20 protein-coding genes are annotated in these 20,632 nt (G+C 59.1%); 8 read left to right on the top strand and 12 right to left on the bottom strand.

Annotation, left to right across the window (positions count from 1 at the left end):
* Nucleotides 1-217: 217 nt before the first annotated feature.
* The 4 genes from E1297_RS30695 to E1297_RS30680 form a co-directional block, all read right to left on the bottom strand.
* Entirely contained in the window at nucleotides 218-937 is a 720-nt protein-coding gene (locus E1297_RS30695) for a TfuA-like protein (RefSeq protein ID WP_155144799.1), read from the bottom strand.
* Nucleotides 934-2,112, bottom strand: coding sequence for a YcaO-like family protein (locus tag E1297_RS30690; protein ID WP_155144798.1), 1,179 nt, complete (start codon nucleotides 2,110-2,112; stop codon nucleotides 934-936). The genes E1297_RS30695 and E1297_RS30690 overlap by 4 nt, the downstream gene beginning before the upstream one ends.
* A gap of 361 nt (nucleotides 2,113-2,473) precedes the next feature.
* On the bottom strand, nucleotides 2,474-2,887 hold the full coding sequence (locus E1297_RS30685) for a hypothetical protein (RefSeq protein WP_155144797.1): 414 nt from the start codon (nucleotides 2,885-2,887) through the stop codon (nucleotides 2,474-2,476).
* A 22-nt stretch (nucleotides 2,888-2,909) separates the two neighbouring features.
* A complete protein-coding gene (locus tag E1297_RS30680) occupies nucleotides 2,910-4,841 on the bottom strand; it encodes a BTAD domain-containing putative transcriptional regulator (protein WP_196223446.1) in 1,932 nt (643 codons plus the stop codon).
* 526 nt (nucleotides 4,842-5,367) lie between these two features.
* Between E1297_RS30680 and E1297_RS30675 the strand changes: the two genes are divergently transcribed.
* The gene (locus E1297_RS30675; RefSeq protein ID WP_196223445.1) at nucleotides 5,368-6,684 is read left to right on the top strand and encodes a diguanylate cyclase; all 1,317 of its coding nucleotides are present in this window, start codon (nucleotides 5,368-5,370) and stop codon (nucleotides 6,682-6,684) included.
* Nucleotides 6,685-6,776: 92 nt separating this feature from the next.
* Complete coding sequence (locus tag E1297_RS30670; RefSeq protein ID WP_196223444.1) at nucleotides 6,777-7,709, top strand: MBL fold metallo-hydrolase; 933 nt, start codon at nucleotides 6,777-6,779, stop codon at nucleotides 7,707-7,709.
* Nucleotides 7,710-7,781: 72 nt separating this feature from the next.
* On the opposite strand, the gene E1297_RS30665 is transcribed toward E1297_RS30670, so the two are convergent.
* A complete protein-coding gene (locus E1297_RS30665; RefSeq protein WP_155144793.1) occupies nucleotides 7,782-8,915 on the bottom strand; it encodes a Gfo/Idh/MocA family protein in 1,134 nt (377 codons plus the stop codon).
* A gap of 9 nt (nucleotides 8,916-8,924) precedes the next feature.
* The gene (locus E1297_RS30660; protein ID WP_155144792.1) at nucleotides 8,925-9,671 is read right to left on the bottom strand and encodes a sugar phosphate isomerase/epimerase; all 747 of its coding nucleotides are present in this window, start codon (nucleotides 9,669-9,671) and stop codon (nucleotides 8,925-8,927) included.
* A 168-nt stretch (nucleotides 9,672-9,839) separates the two neighbouring features.
* Between E1297_RS30660 and E1297_RS30655 the strand changes: the two genes are divergently transcribed.
* From E1297_RS30655 to E1297_RS30645, 3 genes are read left to right on the top strand one after another with little or no spacing between them, the layout of a single operon-like run.
* Complete coding sequence (locus E1297_RS30655) at nucleotides 9,840-10,865, top strand: LacI family transcriptional regulator (protein WP_155144791.1); 1,026 nt, start codon at nucleotides 9,840-9,842, stop codon at nucleotides 10,863-10,865.
* Nucleotides 10,866-10,893: 28 nt separating this feature from the next.
* A complete protein-coding gene (locus E1297_RS30650; RefSeq protein WP_155144790.1) occupies nucleotides 10,894-11,955 on the top strand; it encodes a sugar phosphate isomerase/epimerase in 1,062 nt (353 codons plus the stop codon).
* A 25-nt stretch (nucleotides 11,956-11,980) separates the two neighbouring features.
* A complete protein-coding gene (locus E1297_RS30645; protein WP_155144789.1) occupies nucleotides 11,981-13,153 on the top strand; it encodes a Gfo/Idh/MocA family protein in 1,173 nt (390 codons plus the stop codon).
* Nucleotides 13,154-13,244: 91 nt separating this feature from the next.
* Here E1297_RS30645 and E1297_RS30640 read toward each other — a convergent pair whose 3' ends face one another.
* Nucleotides 13,245-14,219, bottom strand: a complete 975-nt coding sequence (locus E1297_RS30640) for an NAD(P)/FAD-dependent oxidoreductase (RefSeq protein ID WP_155144788.1) — start codon at nucleotides 14,217-14,219, stop codon at nucleotides 13,245-13,247.
* A gap of 205 nt (nucleotides 14,220-14,424) precedes the next feature.
* Here E1297_RS30640 and E1297_RS30635 point away from each other — a divergent pair, with 205 nt between their 5' ends.
* Nucleotides 14,425-14,952 (top strand): glutathione peroxidase, encoded by a 528-nt coding sequence (locus E1297_RS30635; protein WP_209016095.1) that lies wholly within the window; start codon nucleotides 14,425-14,427, stop codon nucleotides 14,950-14,952.
* Between the two features lie 15 nt (nucleotides 14,953-14,967).
* Entirely contained in the window at nucleotides 14,968-15,465 is a 498-nt protein-coding gene (locus E1297_RS30630) for a DUF3429 domain-containing protein (RefSeq protein ID WP_155144787.1), read from the top strand.
* A gap of 11 nt (nucleotides 15,466-15,476) precedes the next feature.
* On the opposite strand, the gene E1297_RS30625 is transcribed toward E1297_RS30630, so the two are convergent.
* The 5 genes from E1297_RS30625 to E1297_RS30605 all read right to left on the bottom strand — a co-directional run bounded on the left by E1297_RS30625 (nucleotide 15,477) and on the right by E1297_RS30605 (nucleotide 19,058).
* Nucleotides 15,477-15,815, bottom strand: coding sequence for a transcriptional repressor (locus E1297_RS30625; protein WP_368669747.1), 339 nt, complete (start codon nucleotides 15,813-15,815; stop codon nucleotides 15,477-15,479).
* A gap of 109 nt (nucleotides 15,816-15,924) precedes the next feature.
* Nucleotides 15,925-16,722 (bottom strand): metal ABC transporter permease, encoded by a 798-nt coding sequence (locus E1297_RS30620; protein WP_155144785.1) that lies wholly within the window; start codon nucleotides 16,720-16,722, stop codon nucleotides 15,925-15,927.
* Nucleotides 16,712-17,554, bottom strand: coding sequence for a metal ABC transporter ATP-binding protein (locus E1297_RS30615; protein ID WP_155144784.1), 843 nt, complete (start codon nucleotides 17,552-17,554; stop codon nucleotides 16,712-16,714). The genes E1297_RS30620 and E1297_RS30615 overlap by 11 nt, the downstream gene beginning before the upstream one ends.
* 315 nt (nucleotides 17,555-17,869) lie before the next feature.
* The gene (gene pcaQ / locus E1297_RS30610) at nucleotides 17,870-18,799 is read right to left on the bottom strand and encodes a pca operon transcription factor PcaQ (RefSeq protein ID WP_155144783.1); all 930 of its coding nucleotides are present in this window, start codon (nucleotides 18,797-18,799) and stop codon (nucleotides 17,870-17,872) included.
* 25 nt (nucleotides 18,800-18,824) lie between these two features.
* Nucleotides 18,825-19,058, bottom strand: a complete 234-nt coding sequence (locus E1297_RS30605; protein ID WP_155144782.1) for a hypothetical protein — start codon at nucleotides 19,056-19,058, stop codon at nucleotides 18,825-18,827.
* A 152-nt stretch (nucleotides 19,059-19,210) separates the two neighbouring features.
* Here E1297_RS30605 and pcaF point away from each other — a divergent pair, with 152 nt between their 5' ends.
* Nucleotides 19,211-20,416: a 3-oxoadipyl-CoA thiolase gene (gene pcaF, locus E1297_RS30600; RefSeq protein ID WP_155144781.1), complete on the top strand. Its 1,206-nt coding sequence runs from the start codon at nucleotides 19,211-19,213 to the stop codon at nucleotides 20,414-20,416.
* Nucleotides 20,417-20,632 lie beyond the last annotated feature (216 nt).

Below are 20,632 nucleotides of genomic sequence, written 5' to 3'. Positions count from 1 at the left end.
CGCACACTCGGCAATATTGCCGAGAGGGTCAAGCCGCTGGAAAATGCATTGGAGTTCGCCTCGCTAACCTTGGCCTGCCGAACCGGGTCATCTGGCAGAGCAAGGCTGATGTCCGGCCGGGAACCGAACCTGCGCGATAAATGCTTCAGCCGACGTGTCCGCATTTCTGATGCCGCCGATTCGGCAGGTCTGGCCGACCCCACGGAACGGCCCTTGCCTAAAGGACCCCGTTTTGAAGATCGCGGAAGAACAGGGTGTGCTGGAATTGCCAATTCCGCTCGGGCACCGGGCCGTCCGCCGAGTGGTTCTGCCGGATGACGGTCAACAACGCCTCTGCGTCGCGGCGCTTCAAACTGTCGAACACGCACGGCAAATCCGCCTGAAACCGGCTTTTTTGCGCCTCTTCCAAGTCCACAAGGTTGAGAATCGCACCCCAAGTCCGTTCCTTGTAATGAAGCGCAGCCGAGGCTTGCAACAAGTCATCCCGGATACCGGCCGGAATGACCTCCTGCGCAAAAGCCGAGAGAATTACATCCTCGGCATCCACCTGCGCAACCGTCAGGGGCTGATACCCAAGTTCGGCAGGCGCATGGGTGACAGCCACGTCGGCGTCAGACACCCGGGCACCGGAGGCATAGTCCTGATAGATCTTGCCGACGCCCATCATCCCGAACGTGTCGCATTCGGCAGCCCTGAGCGCGCCCATGCTGGCAGCCCCGAGTATTAAGCAGCCGCCTTCAAGCGCAAACAGGATCTCCTTGTGCCACACGGCGGGTGCCGCATCGAAATAGCCATCGATCAGGCCGATGACCCGCGCGCCTCCCTCGAACGCCCGCAGGATGTCACCCCGGGCCGCAGGCGGGCGCATGTCCATCCCGTCCATGTGGCCAGGAGCCAGGCCGAAGATGCTCGGGCCCGCAAAAACAACAGGTTTCATACAGGTTCTCCCATGCTCTCGGGGCGGAACAGAAAGGACGATGCCGGGATCTCGTCAAAGATCCCGCCGGACGCTTCGAGGCCACTGGCCAGCACCCGCACCACATGAACCCCTTCAACCGGGGTTTTCAGATCGAACATCCAGACATCACCCGCCCCTGCCGCCAGCAACTTGTCAACAATCTGCCTCCAGTCGGGATCGTCCCTAACCGGACCTTGCGCATACTGCTTCTGAAGATCGGACAGGCTGATGGTCTTGCAGCTTTGCGTGATCATGCCCTTGCTGTGTTTTCTGTAGCGGTCGGCGGGAATGTCATCGCGGGACCCGGCTATGTCCGTCAGACGGGACTGGGCCGCCTCCAAAAGCGCCGAGACCATCGCATCATGGATGGTCAGGCGGCAGGAGGTGCCGCCCGGGGTCCGTTCCAGCTGTCCGGATCGCCCCCCGACCTTGCGGCTCATCACGGCGGCAATCACCGGCAGTCCGAACCGGCCCGGAAGCGAGAGAAACCGCATTTCCTGTCCGGCTGACCGCAGAAGCGCCAGAGCGGCATCAAGGCGCGCGTCTGCACCTTCATAGCCGGTCACTTCCCGTATACGTCCGTCCATCAGTCCGAACATGTCGAGGGAAACCGAGCCATCCTGCTCCGTCAGTTCCAGAAGCGCATGCCTGAGCGCCAGATCACGGTCAAAATGAGCTCCAAGCCCCTGAGATGTCATCTGAAAGCTTTCCCTGTCCCAGGGAAACTTCATTCGCATGTCGAGACCGACCAGCTCGTAAGGCGCGCTCACAGGCGCACCGGTCACCAGCGAGCGGCCCTCGACCCAGGCGCGCTCCGCATCACGGTCAAGTTTTGCCGCATGAACGCGCGCGAGTTCCGCCAAGGGCACAATCGCCCCGCCAGACCTCTCCATATCGTTGATGGACGCAAAGTTCACGACGTGTTGCCGTGTCTGTTCCGCAACCGCTCCCTCGATGGATTCCATCACCGCCGAAATCTTCGCCTGATATTCGCTCAGCCCCTTTCCCTGCGAGACAGAGAGGGACCGGGCATTGGGCCTCACTGCAAACCAGACCGGGATACCCAGCGTATCAAGACCGGTAATGTCGCCCAGACGGCTAATGCCGAATGCCTGCAGGAAAGCAGGATCAAAAGGGTCAGATAGTCTTGTCATGTTTTAAAACTGTGCTTTCAGGACTTCGTAAAAGGCCGAAACATGCTGGATCGGGCGGGTCACACAAATTGTCGTGACTTGCGGTCAGCCAGTGCATTCGTTTTTCCCGGCCACATTGCCCACACCGGGTCCTCAGGGATAAAATCCCAGGTTTTATCCGGCGCCGGAGAGCCCATGACCAGCCAGCCCCGTGGCTCTCCAATCCCGGCTCCGCGCTGCTCTTGTCTGGGATAACGGTCGGTCTTGTGGCAAGGCCCCGTCTTTGAGCCGCCGACCCGCCCTCATGGCACGACGATGAAATAGGCAAAGCACCGGAAAGAGCCGGGCCGGTCACCCGAACGGCCCGGCGGACGCGTGTTTGTTAGTCGGTCAGCACAGCGTCCTGAAGCGTTCCCGGCGTTGTGTTCTCGGCAATCTTGAATAAAGGATCACTCAAGGGCGAACATGTAACCGCGGTGCCCCCATCCCAGGTGGTATTGTCCGCTGTGCCGCTGAAGGCAAAATCGACATCCGACATGCGCACGCCGGAAGCGACTGTCCGGACGATGCCTTCCGCCATCGCGCTGTCGAGATCCGTATCGGGACTGTCATCCCCGATTGCGAACAGGATGCGCGCGCTCGCCGCCACTTTGGCATACCCATCCGTGCCGGGATGAGCCGCCTCAAATTGCCTGATCGCCTCATCGGACACAAAGGAACCCCTGAACGGGTCCATGCGCACAAAAAGCACGCCCTCGCCCCTTTTGCCGATGACATATACGTGCGACTTTCCCATGCAATTTTCTCCTCTTGCTGCGTTATTTGATTCCGGCGAGCTTCAGTCCGGACAAGACCGAATCGTGAAGTCCTATTGCTTCATCCGGAATGTGGCGTGCCATCTCTTCAGCACTCATTCCGGGGTAGATGTCTAAGAGACGCCGTGCATAGTGCCGCGCCTGTTGCAATTGGCCGTCCAATGCGTGGGTCACGGTCAGGAGCCTCAATGCCGGTTCGTCATCCTCCATCCGCTTGCACAAACGTATAGCCTCCCGAAATTCTCTTCGAATAAGCGCAATACTTGCACCTTTCCACCAATAATCATCGGGCGCCAAAGGGTTGAGATCGACTGCGTGTCCAAACCGGCGCCAGGCAGTTTCGGTCTGACCGGAAAACGCGAGCACGCCCGCCTGCTCAATCAAGAGATCCGCCGAATTCGGGCAGAGCGCTTCGGCTTCACCAAACTTTTTAACCGACGTACTAGCATCTCGCTGGAAGATGGCGGTTGTGGCCGCGACCCAATGCCCGAGCCCAACCGCCGGATCACACTCGATGGCCGCCTCGGCTTCAGCCCTTGCCTGATGCAAGAGCTCCGGGTCCGCCCCCCCCAGCAGCAGCCACTCAATGTTTTGCGTCTGGGCAATCCGGGCCCGTGCAATTGCAAAATCCTGACTGAAGGCCAACGCCATGCGGAATTCCTTTCGGGCCCGCCGGACCATCGGCAAGGTGCAGGTCTTCATCAGATTCTGTCCGCGCAAAAGGTGCACATAGGCGTCCGGGCTGTCTGGTCCGGATGTGTCCAGCATATGGCGCTCGATTTCGCGGGCCAGATTGGTCGCCACCATCTTGGACACAAGCCGGAACGTGTCCTGCATCGCAGCAGGATCGAGCGCATATTCCGCCGACCAGACGATCTCCCCGCTATCTTCCTCGATCACCGTAAAGGACACCCGGCCGGTGCCGGGCATCAGGAACCCCTTGACCAGAAAATCGAACCGAATCTTTGCCCGCAAGGCCGGATCGTTCGAGGCCAGCGCCTTCATCGAGCTGTGCGGCGCAATCACCTGAAACGTGCGGAACCGGGACAGACTGTTGGCGACATCCTCGACAAAGGCATGTGCCAGTGTCTGTTGCGTCAGATCCCCCAGCCCGCCAAGCGGCGCAAAGGCAACACGCGGAACGCGCTTTTCCTGTTGGGCCGGTTCCGGTGCGCCCGCCATTGCGGCATCAACGCTGGCGCGCAGCGCGTCCGGAACGGAGCGGTTTTGTGCCTGGGGGACGGACGGTTGCGCTTTCACCTCCTCCGGCAGAACCTGTGCCATCCGGTCCAGCACCCGCGCCGCACTGGCCTGATCCCCGCAGCGCGCATATGCCCTAGCAATGGCGCGGTAATGATCCGCAGTGTCAGGCTCGACGCCAAGCAGACGGTCGGCGATCATCGGGATCTGCCGGTCCTTGTCCCGGCCGAATCGCGTCAGGTCTTCAAGTGCGGACCGTGATGCATCGGCAAGCTTTTGCCGCAAATTGGCCCGTTCGCTCAACAGCCACAGGGTGACCTGCTCGCCCTCGGCCTCGATCCCGTCAAGCAGGTCGCCGCCAAACTCCGCAATCGCTGCGGCCTTTTTCTGACTGTCGGGCGATTGCCAATCGTTCAGGAAAACCGCCAGATCCGACCGCGCGGCTCCGGCGCCGAGTTCGATCTGCGTCGGCGAGACTGTGACAAGCGGTGTTTCCTCCGGCTGTTCCGCCTGCATGCGCACCAGAAGCTGACGCAGATTTGCCATGGCGCGGGACTGACCGGTCTCCTCCCACAACAAGGTGGCCGCCCTTTGCCGGGTCATCCCGGACGGTGCAGATGTCAGAAGATTGGCAAGAAGGAGATATCCCTTGACCGGAAACGGCTTTTTACGCGGGAAACACACCCGCGGGCGCCCCATCAGCCTGACCAGTATTTCCCGATGCCCCGAATCCATCCCACAGCCCCTGCGAATCGAAGTATTACCACTCGCCATACGTTTAAAACACTATCAAAAGTTATGGGTATCGCAGGGTAATATTTCAGATTGCGCATGAATTTGGCAAACTGCCAGCAGCTTTCTGTGCGGCAGGACATATCAGGCCACCCGCCAGACGCGCGTTTGCCGACGCCTCCCCCGCCAGCCGGGCGCAAGACCGCCCCGCCGAATCCGGGCAACCGCTACCAATTCCCAAGCCGCACATGCTGCCGTCACGCAGGTGCCGTTCGCGTCACGGCTGTGTGACGCCAGCCGTCTCAAATCTCAAATCAAGAATTGCCAGTGGCATAAACGCCAATGCGCAGGCTCCATCGAACACGCTGCATATTAATATCGTCCGCCAAACACGGGGATCGCCATGACACGACCTGCACATGATAGACTTGCTGTCCCAGCCTCCGCGGCCGCTGTGCAAGCCAGACCGGCCGGCCTTGAAACGCCCGCCCTCCTCAACCGGCCTTGCATGCCGGGCCACTGTTGTCCGGTGTCTGCAACTGCGCAAAACAATGTCATCGACATGATGGAAATGGCTTATCATCGCCTCAAGTGGCAGGTCGAACAGGACGAACTGACCGGATTGGGCAACCGGACGAAACTCTCCGAATTCCTGAAGACCCGTCTGGCCCACGCAGCGCCAGAGGGGGAATTGATCGGCCTGCTGCATCTGGATCTTGATCACTTCAAGCACATCAATGACTACTACGGCCATCCGGCAGGAGATCACGCACTCAAACATGCCGCCAAAAGCCTTCGAAGAAGCGTTGGAACGTCAGGTTTGACATGCCGCATTGGCGGCGATGAACTCATCGCCGTGATTACAGATCTCAAGGGATTGCAGCAGCTCGAAACACTTGCCGAGACGGTCTTGCGCCTGCTCGACCAGCCTCTGCCATGGGACCTGCATGAATTGCAGTTGTCCGGGAGCATCGGGCTTGCCATTGCGCCCGCTGAAACGGCGAACGCGGACACGCTGCTTTCCCGGGCCGATATCGCCCTATACGCCGCCAAGAACGCGGGCCGGAACCAGTATCGACACTACACCGCAGAACTCGGTTTTGGGCACCGGCAAAAACAGCAAGTCATGAAGCGTCTCGATATCGCAATCGAAAACGAAACCCTTGATGTGGAATTGCAACCGGTCCTTTGCAGCAAGACCGGCGAGACTACGTACTTCGAGGCAATCGCACACTGGCCGGATGCCGGTGAAGGTCCGATCGACCCCGCCCGGCTGCTGTCGCAGGAGGCGGACTTCAAGCGGCTTGCCCGCCTGGAGGGGATCCTGCTCAAGAAGGGCTGCTCGGAACTCAAGCGCGTTGGCAAAGCGCACGGAGAACCTGTCAAGCTGGAGGTGAACATCTCCAATGCAAGTCTCAACAATCCAGCCTATCCGTCTGAAATACTTGCGATGATCACGGAAACCGGATTGACTCCGGACCGCATCATTCTGGGTTTCAACGAAACCTTGATCCGGTTCGACCAGGTCAGGGTTATGGCCGCAATCAAAGACCTGTCGGAGCTTGGATTTCTCGTGGCAATCACGGGAATCGGCGGCGGCCTTCAGGCAGCCGGCCTGCCGATCTACGCAAAAGCCGATTTCTTGAAGATCAGCCCCAAGCTGGTCCGGGAAGGCGAAACAAATACATCGGCCGCGCAGGACCAAATTGTTTGCACCGCCCATATCGGAGCGGCGCTCGGCGTCAAGACCATTGCCTGCGGCATCACCAACAAGGATCAAATCACGTCTCTGGAGGCGCTCGGGTTTTCCCTTTTCCAGGGGCCGTTTTTTTCAATGCCCCGTTGATGCCTCCCCACTCAGAGTTTTTCGTTGATACGGACGACGAATTGCCCTCAAATATTCCGCTACGGAAGCATATATTTGAGGGATCTGAATCTATGCGGACATTGCTTCGAAATTGCGTTTCTGCTGCGGCCGTTGCGGCAACATTTGCGATTGCCATCACAAACGCATTTGCCCAGATCAGTCCGCCTTCGGTCTGTGCAAACCTGCAGCCCGGCACGTTCCCAAAAGTCTGGAATTACGGCGCGAATTGCGAGAAAGAGCCGAAATATCAGGTCCACCAATACAACAAAACGACGTTTGTGCTCCGCCAGTCCCTTTGCACCACGTTGGAAGGTCCGTTGAACTACCTTCTGTTCGGAGAAAACCGGGTCCTGCTGATCGATACCGGTACGGGTACTGCCCCGATCCGGGAGACGGTGGACCATGTCATTGAGACCTATTTGAGCGACAACAATCTGAAACCGATGCCCTTGATCGTGGCCCATTCACACAGCCACAAAGATCATATTGGTGGCGACCCCCAATTCAAGGACCGGCCAGACACGACCATCGTCAAATACACACCCGAAGACGTCGCTGCATTTTTCGGGATCAAGGACTGGCCGCACGGCATATCCGAACTGGACCTTGGTGACCGGAAACTCCAGATCCGGGCAATCCCCGGGCACGAACCGGCCCACATTGCATTTTATGATTTCAACACGGGGCTGTTGTTCTCCGGTGACACGCTTTACCCAGGCCGTCTGTATTTCCCCAAATTCGCTTTCAACGACTACTCTGCCAGCGTCAAAAGGCTGGCCAACCTCGCCGATTCGCATCCGGTTTGCCATGTTTTGGGCGGACATATCGAGGCAACCAAGACGCCCAAGGTCACGTTTCCATTTCTTGCCCGATACCACCCGAACGAACACCCCTTACAGCTATCGCAGTTTCACATTTTCCTTCTCGACAGCGTCGTATCGGCGATGGATGAGGACCCAGACCTCAGTATCCAGGATTCCTTTACAGTCTACCCGCTGCCGTGACCTGATCGTCGCGGATGATCCGCCATCGCAATACTCCCTCGCCACCTTCGGGTTCTTTCCTACTCAGCCATCTCAAATTAACATCGCGAGCGCGGCGCCGGCGGATAACGGGGCAGGCCTTTCGCAAGTGGTTTGAAGGTCCACAAACCGGCCGCTTTCGCCCGATTGCAGGATCGCCAGCATGACGTCGACGGTGTGCATCGCCAGTTCCAGAGAACAGCGTGGCTTCCGACTTGTCAAAACGGCTTGCGCCATGTCGGCGAGACCGGCTGCGCGGTAGTTCGCAACCGGTCCAAATCCGTAATCCTGATTGGGAGCGCCGAACGGGTGGGCCGCGACATTCTGAAGCTTTGCCGGACCATCACGCTCCGTGATCATCACCGCCCCGCCAAAAAAATTGGGATCCGCTGCATAAAGCGATCCGTCCGTGCCATAGAGCTCCATCGGGTGATGCCGATGGGCCCAGACATCCCAGCTGGCCGACAAGGTGATCGTGGCTCCGGCTTCAAATTCCAGCAAGGCATGGATATTGGTCGGCGTCCGGACAGGAATTTCCTCGCCGAACCTTGCGCCATTGCCGATTGTCCGCGTTTCCGCGCCCTTGGAAGCGAGCGCCCCGACGCGCCGCACCGGGCCAGCCAGATTGATCAGATTTGCGATATAGTACGGGCCGAGGTCGAGGACAGGACCGCCGCCGGGCAAAAAGAAAAAGTCCGGATTGGGATGCCAGGCCTCCATGCCGTGGCTCATGACGTGACAGGTCCCCGCGACGATCCGGCCGAGCCGGCCCTCGTCAATCGCCTGCCGCGCCACCTGATGCGCCCCGCCCAGAAACGTGTCGGGCGCCGAGCAAACCAGCCGGGATTGAGCCGCCGCGAGACTTTTCAGGCCGCGCGCCTGATCAAGCGTCAGGGCAAACGGCTTTTCGGAATAGACATGCTTGCCCGCTTTCAGGGCCTGTTCGGAAACCGGAAAATGGGCCTCAGGAACCGTCAGATTGACCACCACATCGACATCGTCAGCCGAAAGAAGTGTTTCGACCGTTTCGGAGCGCACGCCGTAATGTGCCGCCTGTTCTGCTGCAGCCTGAGCATTGAGATCGGCACACGCGCGGATTTCCAGCCCCTTGAACAGCGGAACGAGATCAAAATAGGTCGTTGAAATGTTGCCGCAGCCGATGATGCCGACACCAAGTGTATCGCTCATGGGACTTCCTCACATGGATTTGACGGACGCGATGGACCGGGCCGCGAACCGGGCGGCATCGCTGGGGTTGTCATGTTCAAGAACAAAGATGTCCACGGGACAGGCCTTTAGCGCGCGAAACAGTCCCGGCCAATCAAGCATACCGTCGCCGATATCCGACCAACCGTCCTCTTCCCCCCCCTCTCCGCCCCGGGCAATGTCCTTGACATGAACGGCCCGGATCCGGCCGCCATATCGCTCGATCCATGGGAGCGGGTCCTGCCCGCCCCGGACGATCCAGGCGATATCGGCTTCCCAGTTCAGATCCTCTCCCGCCCCCATCAGGCAGTCCATCGGCAGGGACCCGTCGGAAAGCGGCTGAAATTCGAAATCATGATTGTGCCAGCCGAAGGACAAACCGGCATCGCGCAAAGGCTTCACCAGCTGGTTCAACCGCTCTCCGAGAGCCTGCCACCCAGCTGCATCGCCCGGGCGCTCGCTCTCATCGAGATAGGGGCAATAAACGGCCTTCATGCCAAGCACCTGTGCCACGGCAATCACCTCGGACAGGTTGTTTTCCAGCATGTCCAACGGAAGGTGCCCGCTCGGCATGGAAAGGCCAGCATCATCCAGTTGCCTCTTCAATGTATGCGGCTCCGCAAACAGACCGGAATAGCCCTCGACCTGTGTGTAGCCGAGGCCGGCCAGAACCGTGAGAAACGGCGCCAGCGGCACGACATGCCGGGCGCTGTAAAGCTGGAAAGAAACATCACGCATCTCGGACCTCTGCGTTCAGCGGCAGGATTTACGGCATCTGTATCGTTACAGTTTAGCGGACGTTAGAATTTTCAAAACGAGGATGCAAGCGTTACATTTGGCAAAATTGTCTTGTTTGGAGACTTGATCAGGTTAATGATGTGACATCTGAAACGTTTTAGATTGATCATGCCCGCACCCATCCCCACCTCCGCCGGCCCCACGCCGAAGCCGACCTTGAAGACAATTGCACGGATGACCGGTCTCGGTGTCACCACGGTGTCCAAAGCCTTGAAAGACGCTCCCGATATTGGTGCCGAAACCAAGCAGCGTGTCCGGATGACAGCCGAACAGATCGGCTACAGGCCCAACCGCGCCGGGCTCCGGCTTCGCACGGGAAAGACCTATGTGATCGCCCTGATCCTCGACACGGAGGAGGAAATCATGGGGCTGACGACGGATCTGATCAGCGGTATCACAAACGGCCTGCGCGGCACGCCCTATCACCTTGCGGTCATTCCCTACAGCCATGATCAGGATCCGATGGAGCCCGTGCGGCAGGTGGCCGAAACCGGAATGGCCGATGCGATCATTCTGTCGCGGACGGAGCCACGGGACCCGCGTGTGCGCTATCTGGCTGAAAAACAGATCCCGTTTACCACCCATGGCAGAACGGAACTCGGTATCGCGCACGCTTTTCATGATTTCGACAATTCCGCTTTCGGACGCGAGGCGGTCGACCGGCTTGTCTGCGTCGGCCGGACACGGATCGCACTGATCGGAGCGCCAAGCGGGCTTACATATGAAACGCATCTTCGGGAGGGCTTCCTTGAAGGGTTGTCCAGCCATGGCCTGGCGCCGATGCCATCCGGTTCTGTCACCACGGACAGCCGGATCCAGGAGGTTGCGGCACAAGTCCGCAGCCTGCTGGCCTCTTGCGCACCGCCGAACGGTTTTGTCGCCGCAAGCGCTGGCGCAGGCATCGGTGTGGTATACGGAGCTGAGCAGGAAGGGCTTGCCCTTGGCCAGGATTTCGATGTGGTCGCGAAACAAACCGCCATTGATCTCCTGAGATGGGTACGCCCCGGATTTCAGGTTGTGAATGAAGATTTCAAGGCAGCTGGTGAAGACCTCGCTCAACAGGTTCTGAAACTGATTGAGGGCACCCCACCCGAAACCCTTCAAACAATCGCCTATCCCGGGCATCAGACCTGACAGTATCCGGCAAAAGGGAGGAGTGTTCATGAAGACGATGAAGGGTCCGGGCCTGTTTCTCGCCCAATTCGCAGGAGACACGGCTCCTTTCAATTCCCTTGAAGGCATGGCCGGATGGGCGGCGGGCCTCGATTACAAGGGCGTGCAGATCCCGACCTTCGACACGCGCCTGTTCGACCTCGAAACCGCCGCTCGGTCAAAAACCTATTGCGACGACCTCAAAGGCATGCTCGCGGACAACGGGCTGGAAGTCACGGAATTATCGACCCATCTTCAAGGCCAGCTGATTGCAGTCCATCCTGCGTTCAACGAAGCTTTCGACGCCTTTGCGCCCAAGGCCGTTCACGGCAACCCGTCCGCCCGAACGCAATGGGCAACCGACCAGATGCATCTTGCGGCCAATGCAAGCCGGAACCTCGGGCTGGACGCCTCGGTCAGTTTTACCGGCGCGCTCGCATGGCCCTATTTTTATCCGTGGCCGCAACGGCCTGCCGGGCTTGTCGAAACCGCCTTCGACGCACTCGCTCAGCGGTGGCGGCCGATCCTTGACACGTATGAAGACCACGGCGTCGATCTCTGTTTCGAAATCCACCCCGGCGAGGACGTTTTTGACGGCGCAACATTCGAGATGTTTCTGGATGCACTTGAAGGCCACCCGCGCTGCTGCATCAACTATGATCCATCCCATTTCCTGCTGCAGCAGCTGGATTATCTCGCCTTCATCGACCTCTATCACGAGCGCATCAAGGCATTTCACGTCAAGGATGCCGAGTTCAATCCGGACGGACGCCAGGGTGTCTATTCGGGGTACCAGCCCTGGATCAACCGAGCAGGACGGTTCCGGTCCCTTGGCGACGGGCAGGTTGATTTCGCGGCGATTTTCTCAAAGCTCGCCGCCTTGAACTATGACAGCTGGGCGGTTCTGGAATGGGAATGCGCGCTCAAGAACCCGGAAGACGGCGCTGCCGAAGGGGCTGCCTTCATTTCAGATCACATCATTCGGGTGACCGGAAAGGCATTTGATGACTTCGCAGGCGCGCAGGCCGACCAGGACAGGAACCGGCGCATGCTCGGCCTGGCGGACACCTGAAGACAGACAAGAGGGAGGTTGTAGCATGGAGGAACAACAGCAACATGCGCCTGAGCCCATTCGTCTTGGTATGGTGGGCGGCGGACAAGGTGCCTTTATCGGTGCCGTTCATCGCATTGCCGCGCGCCTAGATGGCGCTTTCTGCCTGACCGCGGGCGCCCTGTCATCGGACCCTGAGCGGGCGCTTGCCTCGGGCCTCGAATTGGGATTGGACCGGGAGCGGTGTTACCGGTCGTTTGAAGAGATGGCGCAGGCAGAGGCAATACGCCCCGGCGGAATCGAGGCTGTTGCGATCGTGACGCCGAACCACATGCACTTCCCTGTAGCAAAGGCCTTTCTGGAGGCTGGCATTCATGTGATCTGCGACAAGCCCATGACCGGGAGCCTTGCCGAAGCCGAAGCCCTTGCCGAAGCCGTGCGGCACTCGGGCAAGCTGTTTGTCCTGACACACAATTACTCCGGCTATCCGATGATCCGCCAGGCCCGCGAAATGGTGCGCCGCCGGGACCTCGGGACGATCCGTCTGGTTCAGATGGAATATCTCCAGGACTGGCTCACCGAAGGCCTTGAAGACACCGGGCACAAGCAGGCCGGATGGCGCACGGATCCGTCCAAGTCGGGTGCTGGCGGCTGCATCGGAGATATCGGCACCCATGCCTACCAGCTCGGCAGCTTTGTCAGCGGCTTGCACGTGACAGAAGTGCTTGCCGACCTGACGCGCTTCGTGCCCGGCCGCCGGGTTGATGACAATGCCAGCGTGCTGCTGCGCTATGAGGGCGGCGCGAAGGGCATGCTCTGGGCCTCGCAGGTTGCCCCCGGCAACGAAAACGGGCTCACCTTGAGGGTCTACGGCGACCGCGGCGGTCTGGAGTGGCAACAGCAACAGCCAAACCATTTGTGGTTCACACCGTTTGGCGAGCCGAAACGTCTGCTGACACGAGGCGGCGCGGGAGCGACCGAGGCAGGTTTGCGCGTCACCCACGTGCCCTCCGGCCACCCGGAAGGCTATCTGGAAGGCTTCGCAACGCTTTACAACGAAGCTGCTGCCATGATCCGCGCAACACGGCAGGGCCACGCCCCGGACAAGGCCGTCACAGCACCCGGCCTCGAAGACGGACTTTGCGGCATGGCCTTCATCGATGCCTGCATCCGGTCTTCCGGCGCTGGGAGCGTTTGGACCACGCCAGCCTTTACCTAACCGCCTGTCCCATATCACTTGCCGTTCCGGCTGACGAACGGGTTGGATCACCGCACTGCGCCGGGGTCCGTTGGCACAGTGCGCAGCAAAATCAGGTTTCAATCAACGCCAAGGCCGCAGCCCTGCCGCTTTCAAAAGCGTATTCGACCCGGGCGCCAAGACACCAATCCCCACACACCAGAACCGGCAGGGTTTCCGAAGCCAGAAAGGCACGCCCGGCGGGAATGCGTGTCTTGGCATATCGCCACCGATGCGCCTCGAGATAAACCGGCTCCGGCAAAGGCTGTCCGAACCGCTCAGCCGCGAAGCCCAGCAGCCGTTGCGCTGCATCCGCCTTGTCCAGTTCGAGGTTTACACGGCTCCAATCCGGGCTTGCATGGATGACAAGAGAGGTCCCGTCCCGGGGCCGGCCGGGCTTGGAATTGTTGAAGGCCATCCATGCAATCGCTCCCTCGGCCGCTGTGAAGACGTCATACCCCGGGTCGAGCGGCTCCCTGAAGCCCGCCATCACCGCCCAGCACGGATCAATCGCGACACGCCTGATCGTGTCTGCGAGCGGACCGTCAAGACCAGCCGCCAAGCCCAGCGCCTGGGGAGCCGGAACCGCCAGCAAAACAAGGTCAAAAGGCCCTTCCCGCTCCCCCGCTCCCGTCCGCAACTTCCATCCGTCTGCATCAAACTGCAGAGAAACGACCTGTGTGGCGACACGCAGGTCCAGCCCGGCAGCCAGTGCCTTCGGCAGCGCGTTCATGGCCGGAACACCGACCCTCCAGCCGTCCGTATCAAGAACCCTGCTTGATGCCATCACCGGGTGCCAATCCGACACGGCCTCATGTCTTCCAAGCAACTCATGGAAATCGGGGTTTCGGGCCGTGAAAAATTGAGCGCCATGGTCAAAAGAGAACCCGCTATCTGTCCGCCTTACCGCCATGCGGCCTCCAGGGCCCCTGCCCTTGTCGAAAACGGTGACCCTGAAACCCGCCTCCTGCAACATTCCGGCGGCCGTCAGCCCGGCCATCCCTGCACCAATGACTGCAATGGCGGATTGAGAGATTTTCTGAAGCATTCCGTGAAGCTCCTAAAACGCGACTTGAAACGCAACGTGGTTCCAGGACTTGCCGGTGAACCGGCCGCAGCTTCCACGCGTAAGATCCGACATAATCATCAATAGGGTGGAGATTTGATAAATGCCATCGCAGCCGATACGGATTGGCGTCACGGCAGTGGCCTTGATGATTTGGACTTTTGGGACCGGATTACAGGATAAGGCGATGGCGCAATCAACATCCTCCGCTCATGACTTTGTTTTCGAGATGCCAAATGGCGAGACACTCGATCTCGGATCGCTTTCAGGCAAAGCACTACTGATCGTGAACACGGCAACCGAATGCGGTTTCACGGGGCAAATCGGCGGGCTTCAGGAGCTTCATGACCGGTATGGCGACAAGGGCCTTGTCGTGATCGGAGTGCCCTCCAACGATTTCGGAGGACAGGAACCGCGGTCGGATGATGAAATCGCTGCGTTCTGCGAGGCTCGCTTCGGGGCCAGTTACATAATGACCGCTAAGACCCACGTAAAAGGTGCGCAGGCGCACCCGTTCTACAAATGGGCCGTCTCTGAACTTGGTGTCGTGGCCCGCCCCTACTGGAACTTTCACAAGTATCTGATCAGCCCCGAAGGCGGAATTGCAGCCTGGTTTTCAACGCCAACCAAACCCATGGCGCCCAAAGTTACCCGCAGAATCGAGAGCCTGTTGGCAAATCTGCCGCAGGACATGGCGGGCATCACACAGGATTAGGGGCTTCCGGATTTCATGCCAGTTCAACCGCTTTCCCAAAAAGAGCTTGGAACCGCACCGGACGGTCACTCGAACAATGCCATTCCAAAGTCTGCGTTACTCCTCGGCGTGGCCGGCTTTTTGCCATTTGCGGTGTTTTGCATCGCGGTGATACTGGCGCCCCCACGTTATGTGATTGAAGCCCAGTTCGCGCTGAATTTTTACGGCGCGGTCATTCTTTCTTTTATGGGCGGAATACACTGGGGGCTTGAAATGGCGCGGCAAAAGGAAAACGAAGACGCGCCAGCGCTCGGTGCGCTCACCTTGTCGGTCCTGCCATCGCTCGCGGCGTGGGCATCACTTGCCTTGCCGGTCCGGTTCGGATCGGCCGCGCTGGCAGTGTTTTTCGCGCTGACGCTGGCTTACGACCTAAGCTGCGCGAAGTCGGGAAGAACACCGCCCTGGTACCCGAAGCTCCGCATCCCTCTGACAGTCGCCGTGTGCGTGGCGCTGCTTTTGCCCAGTTTGTTCTGACAAGCGCAGCGTCAGGCCGAGGGGGCGCCAAAACACCTTGAACAGGTGCCCCTCAGTTCAATCGTCGTCTTGCTCAATATGAACCCGGCATCCTCCGCCCAGGCGCTCAGACTTTTGACAGCCTGGTCCGCGGCAAACTCTTCCGCATTCCCGCAATTGCTGCAGATGGCAAAGGCTGCGGCCGTGTGGCTACCGCAATCAACAGGATGGCTGCACGCCACAAATGCATTCAGGCTTTCAAGACGATGCACCAAGCCAAACTCGACAAGCTTGTCCAATGCCCGATAGACCTGCAGCGGAGCCCGGAACCCCTTGTCCCGCAGACTGTCAAGGATGGCATAGGCTGTCATCGGACCGGATGCCTCAGACAGGGTGCTGAAAACAAAATCTTGGTTCTTTGTAAGTTCTGGATGGGAATGAACGTGAGCCATGGCGTCTTCGATCTTGCTTAAAACTGGTTCAGGAATATGACTTCCTATATAGTGGCAGCACACTTAGGATAAAGATCATAAGCGCCGCCACGACGATGGACGGACCGGAAGGCGTGTCGAATTTCAGCGATCCGAACAATCCTCCCACAACCGAAACCACTCCAATTCCGGCTGCCCACAGGGCCATGACTTCCGGACCCGACGAAAACCGGCGGGCTGTTGCTGCCGGAATGATCAGGAGCGCAGTGATCAGGAGAATACCGACAATTTTCATGGCAATTGCAATGACGCCAGCCATCAGGACCATGAACACCAGATTGGCGCGCTCCGGCCGCATCCCTTCAGCCTCTGCCAGTTCCGGACTGACCGTACCTGCAAACAGCGGACGCCAGATGGCACACAGGGCCGCGAGCACAAGCGCCCCTCCCGTGTAGATCACACCAAGATCACTCTTGGACACCGCAAGGATATCCCCGAACAGCAATCCCATCAGATCGATCCGAACGAAGGTGAGGAACGCCAGGCAGACAAGCCCGATCGCGAGTGCCGAATGCGACAAGAGCCCTAGAAGGGCATCGGAAGACAGGGTCTCGTTGCGCCGAAGGACCATCAACAGTAGCGCCAGCCCGATGCTGACAACAAATACCGCAAGCACCATGTTGACCTCGAGGAGCAAGGACAACGCCACGCCCAGCAAGGCAGCATGAGACAATGTATCGCCGAAATAGGCCATGCGGCGCCAGACAATGAAACAGCCAAAGGGGCCGGCAACCAGTGCAACGCCAATCCCGGCCACCAAGGCACGGGTGAAAAAATCATCCAGCATTGGCAGCCCTTTCCGGTTTCTCCTGATGCGCTTGCGTATCGTGGCTGTGACCGGACCCGTGACAGTGATCGGTAACCGAGCCGTCCGCGTGGCGCACCCGGCCATCCGGCAGATGAACGTGATCGTGGTGATGCTCGTAAAATGCGATGACGCCCCCTGCCCGGTGCCCGAACAACGCCTGAAAGCCCGGATCGCGGGATACATCGGTCGGCGTGCCCCGGCAACAGACATGGCCGTTCAGGCAAACCACCTGATCGGTCGCTGCCATGACGACATGAAGGTCATGAGAGATCATCAGGACCCCGCACCCCAAGCGGTCCCGAATATCCTGAATCAACTGGTAGATCGCCGTTTCTCCGGAATAGTCCACCCCCTGCACCGGCTCGTCCAGAACCAGAAGGTCCGGATTGCGGGCGATTGCGCGCGCCAGAAGCACACGCTGCATTTCGCCGCCCGACAGATTGCGCAATTCCGAACGCGCAAGGTGGCCGGCTCCGGTCTCGTCCAGCGCTGCCATGGTTTGGGCATCCGACAGCCGTTCAGTCAGGCGCATGAACCGGTTGACGGTCAGCGGCAAGGTCCAGTCTACCATCAGCTTTTGCGGAACATAACCGATTTTCAGTCCGGGCCGCCGCCGTGCCGAACCTTCGGTCGGCTTGACGATGCCCAGCGCCATCTTGGCACTGGTCGATTTGCCGGACCCGTTCGGCCCAATCAGCGTGACAATCTGTTTCGGCTCGACACTCATGTCGACCCCGCGCACCAGCCATTGCACACCACGCCTTACGCCCGCCTGTTCCAGACTGACGAGCGCTGACCTGTCCTTTGTCATGGACGCAGAATTCCTGTTCTTGCTTGTCTTGAGCGGACGGGATTTCCGATTGCTCAAGGAGTAACGTTATAGTGTTTCACTTCCATTCGCGCAATGGCGGCCCGTAAATGACTGAGGCCCAACCCAAAAACAAATTTAGAACAAAATAAGAACAAATTGCGCCTTCGGTGTACAAGGACGAACGCTGCCGGAGCCGCGCGAAGCGAAACGTGATCACATCCGGACAGGCTTGATCGGCGATACGCTCGCACAATTGGCCCATGCCACATGCAACCGAACCTATCGCGGTAGGGCCAATACCCCTCGCAATGGTCTTCAAAATTGCCTTGCCCCACCTTCAGCTGCAGACCGAAGGGCGTTGGTGAACAGCAAAAGCGCAGGCGTCGGCGTTGCATCCGCACATGTGGTCAGGCCGACCGGACCGGCTGCTGGCTCGGTTGCGACGTCAAGCTCTTGCAAAATCCCAGCCTGAAGGTCCCGTTCGACCACACCACCAGAGATGATCCACACCGCATCACTGTCCAGTGTGAAGGCCCGGCCAAAGGCATTCGATATTGTCTCGATCCGGTTGGGCAACCGGGTAACTGAATGGGCAATCATCAAGCGTTCGGCATACGGCCGGATGATCGACTCCTTCGTCGGAAACAACACCGGATAGTCGGGCAGATAGACCATCTGGTTTTCCGGAAGCAGATCAAGCAGAGGGTGTCCGGTCCGTGCGACCATACAGACCCGCTCGGAATAAAGATGCGCAAACGCGAGCCCGCCCATTTCGCCTGGGTCCGCAAGACGCCCGACGACAAGGTCGAGCTCCCGGTCCCGCAATCTTGAAAGCAGCAAGGAATTGGGGCCGGTCACCAGGTTCAGGGTCGTTTCGGTCTTTTCCGCCTGAAACAGCCGAACCGCTTCTGGCACGATGCTGGCCGCAACGCTCGGCAACGCTCCGACATTGAGATAGGTTTCGCCGGACATCCGGGCTTGCGTGACACTATCGACCCCCTGCCTGAGTGCAGCCAGACTTGAGGCAGCATAGTGCTGAAACACCTCCCCGTACCGGGTCAAGACAACGCCGCCGCGGCTGCGCTCCAGCAGCCGCACATCAAGGATCAGCTCCAGTTCCTTGAGCGCTTTCGACACAGCGGGCTGCGTTACAGACAGGGCATCGGCAGCTCTCACAACGCTCTTGCGCCGGGCCACTTCGAGAAAACACTGCACATGCCGGAATTTCACACGCCCATCAATCATGTACATTCCGTTTCGTTATAAAAAATCAGAAAGCAATCATTTTACATAACCTAACTCTGCGGAAAATATGAACACCAATGGCAATATAGGCAAGACCTTTCTGCTGGGGCTGTTTTTTTTCATCCGAACGACCGGAAGCGCTGCGCAATAGGACTGCGGTGATCAGACCCAACTGCCCGATTGAAACCGGCAGCATCAGCGTAGTCGCAAGCTGAAAACTCGGTGAGCCCGCAAAATGTTTCACATCGGCAACTTGCATACGGACACGACTCGCGCCCAAATAACCCGAAACGGTTGACTGACAATCCCAATTCGCGGCAGCTGTCAGAGAGCCGCCACCAACAGACACCGAACCTTCGGCCTTGCGTGACCACCATGTGCAAACCAAGGCTGCATATCAGGGAGCCTGAAATGAAGCGCGCCTTTATCTGCGACTTCGTACGAACCCCCATTGGACGCTATGGCGGCGGCCTGTCCGGTGTCAGGACGGATGACCTTGGAGCCATTCCGATCGAGGCCCTGATTGAACGCAACCCGGATGTCGACTGGGCAGCCCTCGACGAGGTCTATTACGGCTGCGCCAATCAGGCTGGAGAAGACAACCGCAACGTCGCCAGAATGGCAGCTCTGCTTGCCGGGCTGCCCGACACGGTTCCCGCAGTGACCCTCAACAGGTTGTGCGGCTCGGGAATGGATGCAATTCTCAGCGCTGCAAGAGCGATCACGGCCGGTGAAATCGACATCGCCATTGCCGGGGGTGTCGAATCCATGTCACGCGCGCCGTTCGTCATGCCAAAATCCGAAACCGCGTTTTCCCGCGATCACGCGATCTACGACACCACCATCGGCTGGCGTTTTGTCAATCCGCTCATGAAACAGCAATACGGCATCGATTCCATGCCGGAAACAGCCGAGAATGTTGCAGCAGAGTTTCAGATCTCCCGAGCGGATCAGGATGCTTTTGCGGCCCGAAGCCAGGAGCGTGCCGGACGGGCCAGGGAACAAGGGCGGTTTGAGAAAGAAATCGTACCGGTTACCATTCCACGTCACAATGGCGACCCGGTGCTTGTTGGCAAGGACGAACACCCGCGTCCCGGGACAACGCAGGAGATGCTAGCAGCGCTCAGAACCCCGTTCCGGGAGGAAGGCTCCGTGACTGCCGGCAACGCATCCGGCGTCAATGATGGCGCTGCGGCGCTCCTGATTGCTTCCGATGACGCCATCAAGAAATATGCCCTGACCCCGATAGCCCGGATACTCGGCGGGGCAACCGCCGGAGTGCCGCCGCGCATCATGGGCATGGCCCCGGCGCCAGCAACCCGGAAGCTGTGCGACCGGCTGGGGTTTGCCCCGAGGGATTTTGACGTGATTGAGCTGAACGAGGCTTTTGCAGCTCAGGCAATTGCCGTCCTGCGCGACCTCGACCTTGCAGAGGACGCTCCGCATATCAACCCGAACGGCGGCGCCATCGCTTTGGGCCATCCCCTTGGTGCATCGGGCGCGCGCATAACCGGCACCGCCGCTCTTGAACTCAAGTTACGACAACAAAAGCTGGGTCTCGCGTGCATGTGCATTGGAGTGGGTCAGGGGATAGCAATTGCATTGGAGGCGGTCTGAACCATCACCTGACGTCGTTGACAGGCCGCTTAGGACGTGATCCACGCACTAAACGGCCCAAATTTTTGATATTTCATAACAAATTCATTTATTGGAGATATTTTTTAATTAATTTATTTCACATCTTGCAGACTGAGGAAACACTGTGCCGCCCTGCCTTTTGTTTGGCACGTCGCCCTGACGGGCTTTGGGCAACCAGACCCTCCGATGACCGCT

The sequence above is a fragment of the Roseibium sp. RKSG952 genome, from assembly GCF_009711355.1.
The sequence above is the reverse complement of the archived record's forward strand: the minus strand, read 5'-3'. Positions and strand labels throughout refer to the sequence as shown.